This is a genomic window from Marivita sp. (assembly GCF_022763305.1).
Classification (GTDB): domain Bacteria; phylum Pseudomonadota; class Alphaproteobacteria; order Rhodobacterales; family Rhodobacteraceae; genus Marivita.
In genome coordinates, this window is the sequence record NZ_JALEGT010000113.1 from 1 (window position 1) to 3,703 (window position 3,703).

Below are 3,703 nucleotides of genomic sequence, written 5' to 3' on the forward strand. Positions count from 1 at the left end.
CGGGGGGCCTGCGGTTTTCTTTCTGGCCGGTCCATCCCGCGGCCCTGACCTCTATGGGCTCTGTCGGAAAAAGCACGTGTGTCGCTACGACCTTTCTTCACTTCCGGGCACATGCGTTCTGTGGAGGGTCATGCATATTTCGCTTCGCATCAACCTTCCTGTCGCCTTCGTTTGGCCAAGAAAACTCCGAGTGCGGGGTCGATGGCTGGAACAGGGTCGGCTTGCACATGGCAGAGGCTGAACTATCGTCTGAAGCGAAACCAGGAAGGGCGAAGGGCAGAGTGATCACGTCATGCTGAGGAACGTTTTGATCGCGGCACTATTCATTTCGGGAGTGGGCCTTTTGGTTTGGTCGTTCATCGCGCCTAATCAAGACAGATCAATCTCCGCAGACGGCATGACCCCGCGCGAGTTTTCTCAGGAAAGTCCGTTGGTTCTTCCGGGCATCCTGACAAAAGTCTATGAAGCCTTTGGCGAAACCGAAGAAGCCGCGATCTATGACCGGCTGGCCGAAGTGGCAAACGGGCCTGCATTGGAACAGCTTTATCTGGAACGGGTCGGCGCGATGGCAGGCGGCGGTCTGAACCCCGATCAGGAAATCCATGAGGTGTCCCTTCTAGGCATGAGCGCGCGACCCCAAGGCGACATCGTCAACATCTCGGCAAAGTGGCGCGTGCTTGGTGTGGTTGGTCATTCCGAGCATATGCACATGCGCGGCAATGCCTATGCCGCCGATCTGGTCATGGCGTCAGATGCGGGCGTGTGGAAGATCACGGACTTCACCCTCACGGATGTCGACCGCACGGATGCGGGAACGCTGGAGCGCAATGCCGACGCCCCCCCGCTGGAGGAAGACAGTTGATCGCGGTTCGTGATCTGACCTTCGCCTATCCGCATGGTGGGTTTGCCCTGAACATCCCGACTCTGACCGTGGACAAGGGCGAACGTGTCGGCGTGATCGGACCCAGCGGGACGGGCAAGACAACCCTGTTGAACCTTGTGGCCGGGCTGGTTCAGGCCAACACTGGTCAGGTCACAGTCGCTGGTCATGATCTGTCTGCACTGGACGAGGCAAGCCGCCGCAGGTTTCGCGCGACGCATGTGGGCTTCATCTTTCAGAACTTCGCGCTGGTCGATTACCTGACCGCGTTCGAGAACATTCTCTACCCCTATCGTGTCGGACTGGGTTTGCGCCTGACGCCCGAGGTGCGCGACCGGGCCCAAGCGCTTGCCGAAGCCTGTGGCGTTGCCCATCGCCTGAAGAGCCATCCCGGCGCACTTTCGGGGGGCGAACAACAGCGCGTGGCGATCTGCCGGGCCTTGGTCACGCAGCCGCAACTGATCCTGGCAGACGAGGCGACGGGCAATCTTGACCCCGAAACAAAAGAGGCCATCCTCGACCTTCTTTTTGCGCGCGCCTCCGAGATGGGTACAACCGTTCTGGCCGTGACCCACGACCATGACCTGCTGCCGCGGTTCGACCGTGTCATCGACTTCGCCACCCTGAGGCAACCGGCATGAACGCACTGTTTCTGGCCCTTGCCCATTTGCGCTGGACTTGGGCGCGCAGCCTTGTGCTGGTCATCGTGGGCGCGTTGATCCTGTCGGTGCCGATGGTCACACAAGTGCTGCTGCGCGGATCGGAACAGGCGCTGACGCAGCGCGCCGAAGCCACCCCGCTGGTGTTGGGCGCGCGGGGCAGCCAGCTCGATCTGGTGATGGGGGCCGTCTACTTTTCCGAGGATCGCACCCTTCCCATCACCCGCGCCGCCGAAGACGACGTCTGGGACAGTGGTCTTGCCCTCCCGATCCCGGTGCACACAGCGTTTCAGACCAATGGTGCGCGGATCGTCGGGACATCGCTCGACTATTTCGACTTCCGGGGGCTGACAATCGCCGAAGGGCGTCAGGTGGCGCTTCTGGGCGAAGCCGTGCTGGGCGCACAGGTTGCGGATCGGCTCGGGCTTGGGCCGGGAGATACCGTGGTTTCCGCGCCCGAGAACCTGTTTGATCTCGACGGGGTCTACCCTCTGGAGTTGCAGATCACCGGCGTGTTGGCAGCCACCGGAACACCCGACGACGAAGCGGTCTTCACGGATGTCAAAACGTCCTGGGTCATTGCGGGCATCGGACATGGGCATGAGGACGTCGTAACGGCCGATGCCGAGGGCAACATCACCGCCAATGCCGCGATCACCCAGTTCCAGCGGATCACGCCCGACAACATCGACAGCTTCCACTTCCATGGATCCGCCAACGACTATCCCCTCTCTGCCGTTCTGGTCGTGCCCTATGACACGCGCTCCGGCACAATTTTGCGCGGGCGATACCTCGATCCGGAGAACCCCGTGCAGATGACCGTTCCGGCCGAGATCGTGGCGGGACTGGTCGACCGCATTTTCCGCATCGCAACGCTGCTTGACGCTGTCACCCTTGTGATCGGCATCGCCGCTTTGGGGGCCATTGCTCTGTCGCTGTTCCTTGCGTGGAGCCTGCGCGCCTCTGAGATGGAGACTGCAAAACGACTTGGGGCCGGGCGCTTTGTGATCCTCCGATTGGCGGTTGCGGAAATCGCCCTACTCTTGACCCTGTCCGCAGGACTTGCCGCAGCCCTCGTGATCGCCGTCACCAGGAACGGCGACCAACTTGTAGCGTGGATTCTCGCGCTGTGACACTTTTGTAACCGGACCTCGATTGGAGATCGCCTGATGAAAACCCTGATGACCGCCGCGGCTTTGGCCGCCCTCGCCACGACGGCCACCGCCCATTACGGCATGATCATCCCCTCCGACAATATGGTCAGCCAGGAAGACGGGCGCAGCATCGACCTGACACTGTCCTTTTCCCATCCGTTCGAAAACATCGGCATGGTGCTCGATCGCCCCGAGGCCTTCACCGTGACCCACGGCGACGAGACCACCGACCTGTTGGGCATGCTGGAAGACATGCAGGTCATGGATCATCCCGGCTTTGCCATGGAATACCGGCTCGAGCGTCCCGGCACCTACGTTTTTGCGATGACCCCGCAACCCTATTGGGAACCGGAGGAAGACGCCTTCATCACTCATTTCACCAAGACCTATGTCTCGGCCTATGGCGATGACGAAGGCTGGGATGCCGAACTCGGCCTCAAGACCGAGATCGTTCCCCTGTCCAAGCCCTTCGCCCTCTGGGAAGGCAACATCTTCCAGGGCATCGTCAAGCTGGATGGCGAAGCCGTGCCCTATGCCGAGGTCGAGGTGGAATATTACAATCAGGATGGCAGCGCCGTGGCGCCGTCGGACCTGATGATCACCCAAACCGTCAAGGCCGATGCGGATGGCGTCTTCAGCTATGCGGTGCCGACTTCGGGCTGGTGGGGCTTTGCCGCGCTGAACACCGCCGAAGAACCGATGCAGTTCGAAGGTCAGGACAAGGCGCACGAACTGGGCGCGGTGATCTGGGTGCATTTTGAACCCTGGGGTGCGCAATGATCCGTGCCTTGGTCTTTGCTCTTTGCGTTGCGGCCTTTCCGGTCGCAGCGCATGACTTGCGGGTCTTCGCCTCCGTCGCCGGTGAAACCGTGACGGTGGAGTCGACATTTTCCTCTGGCCGCGTCCCGAAAGGGGGCGAAATCCGTGTGCTGGATGCCAACAACATCCTGCTGATGACCCTTGAGGTTGGTGCCGACGGCAAGACACAGTTCCCCCTTCCCGAGGGCGCA

The 3,703-nt window shown here is 61.2% G+C and carries 4 protein-coding genes and 1 pseudogene; all 5 read left to right on the top strand.

The window, feature by feature from the left end:
* The first annotated feature begins 397 nt into the window (after positions 1–397).
* Complete coding sequence (locus MRY75_RS19585; protein WP_292309659.1) at positions 398–862, top strand: hypothetical protein; 465 nt, start codon at positions 398–400, stop codon at positions 860–862.
* Complete coding sequence (locus MRY75_RS19590) at positions 859–1,521, top strand: ABC transporter ATP-binding protein (protein WP_292309660.1); 663 nt, start codon at positions 859–861, stop codon at positions 1,519–1,521. The genes MRY75_RS19585 and MRY75_RS19590 overlap by 4 nt, the downstream gene beginning before the upstream one ends.
* A complete protein-coding gene (locus tag MRY75_RS19595; protein ID WP_292309661.1) occupies positions 1,518–2,672 on the top strand; it encodes an ABC transporter permease in 1,155 nt (384 codons plus the stop codon). Before MRY75_RS19590 ends, MRY75_RS19595 begins: the two co-directional genes overlap by 4 nt.
* Positions 2,673–2,708: 36 nt before the next feature.
* Positions 2,709–3,473, top strand: coding sequence for a DUF4198 domain-containing protein (locus tag MRY75_RS19600; RefSeq protein WP_292309662.1), 765 nt, complete (start codon positions 2,709–2,711; stop codon positions 3,471–3,473).
* A pseudogene (locus MRY75_RS19605) lies at positions 3,470–3,703 on the top strand (hypothetical protein); the annotation flags it as partial. The gene MRY75_RS19600 and the pseudogene MRY75_RS19605, both read left to right, overlap by 4 nt.